Source organism: uncultured Methanobrevibacter sp. (genome assembly GCF_902801725.1).
GTDB lineage: Archaea > Methanobacteriota > Methanobacteria > Methanobacteriales > Methanobacteriaceae > Methanocatella.
Map to the genome: position 1 here is coordinate 40,969 of NZ_CADCJB010000015.1, position 6,681 is coordinate 47,649.

The following is a 6,681-nucleotide window of genomic DNA, read 5'->3' on the forward strand; positions in this document are numbered from 1 at the left end:
GATTTGATAATGTCAATTGCAAGTGATGTAATAAGTACAAATACAAAACTAACAAATATACGGAATGCATTAAGGGAATTGTTAACACATCACGGTATAGTCTATTATAATGATGATGATGTTTTCACATTGGCAAGACGGATTTGGTTTCTGATTCATCCAACAAGCGGGACTCCTAGCACATCATATAATGATTCTGCTTCAGTAGGCCAACCAGTTTACGTTAAAGTTTATAAGGATTCAGATGATGATGAGGAATTGCCAGACGGCAGTGTTGCTGATTTCTTCATCAGCATCAACGGTGGAAGTGAAATTCATTTAACCTCATTATTTGATAATGACCAAGCCAGCTGCTCATACATTCCAGAAAACGCCGGAGATACATTATCAATCAAAGCATTAGTTAATGATTTTATAGGAATTGATTTGGAATTGGAAGTACTAGCTTTTAGATATGAAGACGAGTATGATGTAAGTTCTGAGTCATATACCCTTGTTAAATATCCATCTTCAGCTAACATCACCATTACTGAAGTTGATGAATTCAACAGCGACTATGATTATGCCAACGGTGTTGAAGTTTCAAAAACATATGGATCTTCACAGGCAGCATATATGATACCAACCAGTTTGCTTGATGGGATTGACTTAACGGATACTGGAATTCACTTTTCAGCTATTGTAAGTCCAATGTATTCATCATCAAGCGGATGGGCAAGTGGAATCTGTCTTTTGAATTCGAAAAATCTATCTCATTATCGTGACAATAAGATTCTCGAACTTGGAGCATATCCAGGCAAAAAGGGCCTGAAATATTCCGGAACAAATCATACAATAAATGAGATAAATGCAAGTAACGGACAATTAACACTGAATGGCGCTTTTAAATTTGAGTTATGGTACGATGGTTCCTATGTTAAGGCAACTATCTCACATTATTGGAATGATACTGTTTATTATAGTTATGAAAGCTCATCACTTCCAGATGCGATATCCAATATGCAAACAGTCTTTCCTGCATTCATGATTTACGATTACGGTGGAAAAATCAGATTTAGGGAATGTCTTATAGAACCATGGAGCAGGGATTAAAATGCCAGATACAGAATGGATAGAGATAGGTCGTGTAGTTGGTGATACTGGCCCTAAAGGTGATACTGGGGACATTGGTATTGGAACAGTAATAAAAGGACATTACAATACTTATGATGAGTTCATTCAAGTTCATCCTTCAGGTAGTTTAGGCGATGCCTATATTGTTGATGGCAGCTATTATTATTGGGATGGAACCGGCTGGGCAAATGCAGGTTCAATCAAGGGAGATAAAGGTGATACTGGTGATAAAGGTGTTAAAGGAGATACTGGTGCGAAAGGCAGTAAAGGAGACAAAGGCGAGACTGGACCAGCTGGACCGCAAGGAGAACCTGGACTTAAGGGAGATACTGGAGACACAGGACCTGCTGGAGATACTGGACCGGCCGGCCCGACTGGGGACACTGGAGCTACTGGTACTGGTCTTACTATTAAAGGTTCGTATAGCACTTACGAGGAACTGATTAATAATCATCCTACTGGTAATGATGGTGATGGCTATTTAGTTAACGGATCTCTTTATGTCTGGAACGGAAACGCTTGGGAAAACGTAGGAAACATAAAAGGAGAGAAAGGAGATACTGGTGAAACGGGTGTTAAAGGAGACACGGGCGTTAAAGGTGATACAGGTGATGCATTCACATTTGAAGATTTCACACCAGAACAGCTTGCTGGTTTGAAAGGCCCAAAAGGAGATACTGGAGCTACAGGCAGTAAAGGAGATACGGGTGCTAAAGGAGATACTGGCGCAACCGGTAAGGCATTTGAATTTTCAGACTTCACACCGGAACAGTTGGCAAGTCTTAAAGGTGCAACTGGTGATAAGGGAGACACTGGAGATACGGGAAGTAAAGGCGATACAGGAGCAAAAGGTGATACGGGCGCAACAGGCAAAACCGGAGCAAAGGGAGATACCGGACCTAAAGGTGATACTGGTGTTGGTAGTGATGAGGAAGCTGGATGGAAACTGCCGGTGGATAAAATACAAACTACTACAACACTGCCGACAGGTGTCAGCAAAGGTTATCGTGTAGCCATTTGCACAAGCTCTCTCATGGCTATTAAAGAATATAACGGGACTTCTTGGGATAGTGAATCACTTGATCCCTATTCTGTGATACCATTAAAACATTCAGGAAGCATACAGATGTATTTGGCAAAATCAACCGGACCAGTTTACATGGGTGTTGAATATGGAGTCTTTGGTAAATTTCGTTTCATGACACAAGCTGCTTATGATGCATTAAGTAGCTATGATGAGGATACAATTTATTTTGTAAGAAGTTAATAAGTGATATCATGGAACTTTCAGATGAAATCTTAACTGAGATTAGCTATGTTCAAATGTCAAAATACAGAATAAAAGTAATGAAGTCATTAGATGGGGATGTTAAAATTCCCAGTGTCATTTCTAAAGATTCGGGGATTAAGACAAATCATATTTCAAAAATTCTTTCAGAGTTAAAAGCACATGAGCTGGTTGAATGTATTAATCCGGAATTTAGAAAAGGTAGGTTGTATAGGTTGACAGATAAAGGATATATAATAATTAAAAATTTAGAATAATTATTCAAAAATTTCTTTAACTTCATTACCTATTTCTATTAATTCATTTAAATCTTTTCTAAACATATTTCTATGGCTATTAATATCATTTAGAGGCATTGGAATTTCATGCATGGGTTTCCCATCTAAGTATATAGTATTATAAGGTGTTTTTTCAGAAAGAGCTTTTGCAGCATCAGAAACTTCATCACATTTAGCATAAAAATTATTTATTTTATTTATTTCTTCTTCTTTGAATATGCTTGGAATAAAATTAATTAAATTAATCCAATTTTGATTAGTCCATATTGGAAAATTAGGCATCATGTTATAAAAGTTAAATACTTCAGGATATCTTTTGTTTTTTTCAATTTTGATTTCTTCTTTTAAATATTTGTCTCTAAATTCTTCAAGAGAATTAAGAATGTGATTAATTTCAGATTTTATAAGTGCATTAGCTCCATTTTTTCTTTTATTAAATTTATACCAGGATATGATTAATGCAAATGTTGCTGAAGCAATAGCACCAACAATTGCTCCAATTATCGATCCGATTATTGTAGGGTTAGTTAATATTTCAGTAAACATATTATCTATATTAATTAAAAATTTGTAGGTATATTTGTACACATATCAATATTAGGTTAACTATGCTTACTATTAGCATAGCTTTTGCTAGTTTAACATTGTCTTTAGTTAATTTTAATGTTTCGTTGTTTAATTCTGTTGCTCTTTTTTCACTTTCTTCAACAAAATTGAGTAATCTAACATTGCTTTTTATTACAGAAACTTCAGAAGGATGGCAGAAATTAGGATGTTTCGGCATTGGTGCATATGGATTAAATCTACTGCCAGTATATTTTTCTTCAAATCTGCACTTTTGGCGAAGGTTATTTAATTGTTTACATTCATCATAAGCAATACAATATTTGATTTGATATATGTCTTCATCTTTAATTTTATCAGCGCATTCTTCAGAACATAAATAATAACTTTTGTCACTATTTGTAAAGTATTCCTCAGGGTCAATTTTATTATTACATATTTTACAATTCTCAATTTCAATCATTGTTTTTACCTATTTCTGTACTGGTAATAATTCTATTTAATAATAAACGTAAAAAAGAAATATTGGATGAAATTTAAATAGTTAGTGGTATGCTTTAGGCCTACCTTCTATTCGTCCAATATAAATGCAATTATTTTCTACTTTAAAACAAATCCTATAATCTCCTTTTCTAGCTCGTTTATATTTAGGATATTTTTTTACTTTTTCATAGCGTATGTCTTGGGGATTTTTCATTATTTCTTCTAATTTTTTACGGATTATCTTATAAGCTATTGGATTTTTCTTTTTATAGTTTTTTAATTGCTTTAAAGCGGAGTGCTTAAATTCAAGTTCCATATTAATCATCTAAGTATGCGTCAAGTTCATCTAATGAAGAAAAGTGAACTCCTTCTCCGTTTTCAAATTCTTTATCTGCTTCAATTAAATCTTTAATTGCCTGATATTCTTCATAGTCATCTAATAGTTTGGTAATTATGTCATTAAAGGAATCATTTTTGTGACCGATGTCTGCTAATCTTTCATGGTTTAATAAACTAACTCTGATTGCTTTTGTTTCCATATTATATCACCGATTGTATATTTGTTATAGGATGTATATAAAGTTAACACAGTATACAATGTATACATTATCAACAGAATTGTGAAAATCAAAAAAGTAAAAAATTGGAAGTCAAATAAAACTTCCATAAAAATAAGAAATTAATCAACTAAATCAAATTCGAATTCAAAATTAGAATCAAAATCCACTAATTCTTTTTCTAATAATAAATCTAATTTAACTAAGTTATCTAAAGAATCACTAACTAAATAAATTACTTCTGAATATCCCATATTAACTGCATAACTTGTTTCCAAAATCCGAATATCTGGTTTTCGCCCTTTACAATAACCAAATTCTGTTTTCAATACTCTTAATTCATCAATTTTATCATGAGTGCCTATTTTCACGGATTTAATTTTATCGAAACTAATTGTAAGTCTTCCAATATACTGAAGCACATCTTTTGAATCTGGGTCGATAAAAGTAACATACTTACATAATTCTCCTAAATCATTAATTAAATCTTTAAATGTTTGATTTTCATCAAATTTGTAAATACTGAATTCTCTTTTATAATTATCATTTTTGAGGTCATTATTATAATTTCCATTTCTAAATTCTTTATAAACATCTTTATGTCCGCTAAAATATGATTCGCAATATCTAGTTATGATGGAGTATATTTCATCATATTTTTCCATATCATCAATTTCGATGATTATTTCATTTTTTTTCTTCATAATGAATAATAATTAGTATTTAATGATTTAAATAGTTTTTGATTTGTTAAATGATTAACTAACTAATATATAATATTTATTATTTATTTAAAGAAGAATTAAAAGATAAATGAAAAAAAATAATCTCCTAGTTAATTGTTTTACTTATTCTACTAAAAAAGTCCAATAATGATGTGGGCAGTATTAAAAAAAATAATAGAAAAAAATTAATAAAACTTAAAATTAAAGCATATTTAATTAAATCAAAAATAAAAAATGAGTTTTTGTAAGATTTGAGTATAATAATGAAGTAGAATTATAATACATCCAATTCATATAAGTTCTTTTAATCATTCTCACAATTGACTATATTTTCAAAATTAGGTAAACCGACTCTAGAATGGTAACTAAAAAATCTTTGTGATAAACTTTCACGGAATAATTCACTCAAAGAACAGGTATACACATCAGTATACTTAAAGAAAATGTAGTCATAAGGCAATGTATAAAAAATTTTAAAATCGATTATTAAATTAGGCAATCCTTCTTCCTCTGAATCACTTAAAAAATGATATCTAGGATTATTATTCTTCTCTATAGACTGCCAATTAGATTTTGAGGGTTTTCCTTTATTATCCATTTTAAACCCCATATCTAACAAGTAATCTCCAGAATTCACGTCTTCAGCTAAAAATGCAGGAGCAATAATAATGGATGGTAAAAATTTATTACCATTAATCGGATTAACAGAACTAAAATCATTTATTTGTTGAATCTGAGAATTTAGTATATGGATACCCTCTAAATCACAATCTTGAGATAAAATCATCCCATATTGTATTGAAGTAAGTTCAATATTGCTATCATTACCTAGTGAAACAATAGTAGGAAATTCAAAATCGGATAATACGTCTCCCTGATGTATTCTATCACAATTTAAAGTACGATATACGGATTTTATACTAGAAACCATACTATCAGAAAAAATATTTATAAATTTAAAGGAATTTTCTTTTTAACATGCATTCTTGTTTTTTTATATTTACTAATATCAATATTGTCTTTAGAATCAAGTTTCATATACTCATTTTTAGTAAAATTATTTTTTCTTAAATTAAAATTAATTTCTTTATTATAATTGCTCATATTGACCCTCTATTATTTTAAATTTTTTCCTATACTGTTATTATAAAACATATGGATAATGTTATTCATTTCAATGACTTTGTCTTTAATGTCATTAATATTCTCTAAATTATTAGTGGAACACTCATAATCTAAAATAAAATCATTTTTAATAACTGTGCTGGGATAATTGAGATTAAACTGTCCATATTGAAAAATAAAATTAAACTCATCGATTTTATATTCTGCACGATTTAGTGATCTAATTAATTTAGAATTTTCAGGTTGAAATTTAAAATTATGTAAATTAGGATCAATCCAATCATTCCAATTTTTAATTTTAACTTTAGGAGTAATTTCATTAACATATCTCAATTTAATTGCAGTTGTCCTTTCAACAGAGATGTTCTTTAAAGCATTGATTATTAACTCCGTATCTTTAATCAAACATTTAGGATCTTTGAAAAATTCTCCATTATATGATAATGTTAATGATGAATTTTTTAGATGTATCTTTTTAATATTTTCTTTTTCATATACCCAAAATTTATTTGGACCATTCTCATTAATAACTAATTCTTTAAACAGGT

At 30.3% G+C, this 6,681-nt stretch carries 10 protein-coding genes; 3 read left to right on the forward strand and 7 right to left on the reverse strand.

What is annotated here, in order from left to right:
• The first annotated feature begins 9 nt into the window (after window positions 1–9).
• Genes QZV68_RS04595 through QZV68_RS04605 form a run of 3 tightly spaced genes read left to right on the forward strand, consistent with a single transcriptional unit; the run spans window position 10 to window position 2,658 of the window.
• Complete coding sequence (locus QZV68_RS04595) at window positions 10–1,092, forward strand: hypothetical protein (protein ID WP_296879024.1); 1,083 nt, start codon at window positions 10–12, stop codon at window positions 1,090–1,092.
• A 1-nt stretch (window position 1,093) separates the two neighbouring features.
• The gene (locus QZV68_RS04600; RefSeq protein WP_296879026.1) at window positions 1,094–2,380 is read left to right on the forward strand and encodes a hypothetical protein; all 1,287 of its coding nucleotides are present in this window, start codon (window positions 1,094–1,096) and stop codon (window positions 2,378–2,380) included.
• A gap of 11 nt (window positions 2,381–2,391) precedes the next feature.
• Entirely contained in the window at window positions 2,392–2,658 is a 267-nt protein-coding gene (locus QZV68_RS04605) for a transcriptional regulator (RefSeq protein WP_296879028.1), read from the forward strand.
• Here the strand turns inward: QZV68_RS04605 and QZV68_RS04610 are convergent, their stop codons facing one another.
• The 7 genes from QZV68_RS04610 to QZV68_RS04640 all read right to left on the reverse strand — a co-directional run.
• A complete protein-coding gene (locus QZV68_RS04610) occupies window positions 2,659–3,225 on the reverse strand; it encodes a hypothetical protein (protein WP_296879030.1) in 567 nt (188 codons plus the stop codon).
• Between the two features lie 10 nt (window positions 3,226–3,235).
• A complete protein-coding gene (locus tag QZV68_RS04615) occupies window positions 3,236–3,706 on the reverse strand; it encodes a hypothetical protein (RefSeq protein WP_296879032.1) in 471 nt (156 codons plus the stop codon).
• An 81-nt stretch (window positions 3,707–3,787) separates the two neighbouring features.
• Entirely contained in the window at window positions 3,788–4,042 is a 255-nt protein-coding gene (locus QZV68_RS04620) for a type II toxin-antitoxin system RelE/ParE family toxin (protein ID WP_296879034.1), read from the reverse strand.
• Window position 4,043: 1 nt separating this feature from the next.
• Window positions 4,044–4,265 (reverse strand): hypothetical protein, encoded by a 222-nt coding sequence (locus tag QZV68_RS04625; RefSeq protein WP_295610986.1) that lies wholly within the window; start codon window positions 4,263–4,265, stop codon window positions 4,044–4,046.
• A 140-nt stretch (window positions 4,266–4,405) separates the two neighbouring features.
• On the reverse strand, window positions 4,406–4,987 hold the full coding sequence (locus tag QZV68_RS04630; protein WP_296879037.1) for a hypothetical protein: 582 nt from the start codon (window positions 4,985–4,987) through the stop codon (window positions 4,406–4,408).
• 325 nt (window positions 4,988–5,312) lie between these two features.
• Window positions 5,313–5,939 (reverse strand): hypothetical protein, encoded by a 627-nt coding sequence (locus QZV68_RS04635; protein ID WP_296879039.1) that lies wholly within the window; start codon window positions 5,937–5,939, stop codon window positions 5,313–5,315.
• A gap of 185 nt (window positions 5,940–6,124) precedes the next feature.
• Window positions 6,125–6,681, reverse strand: a 557-nt coding sequence (locus QZV68_RS04640; protein ID WP_296879041.1) for a TIGR04255 family protein, incomplete at its 5' end; no start/stop codon positions are given.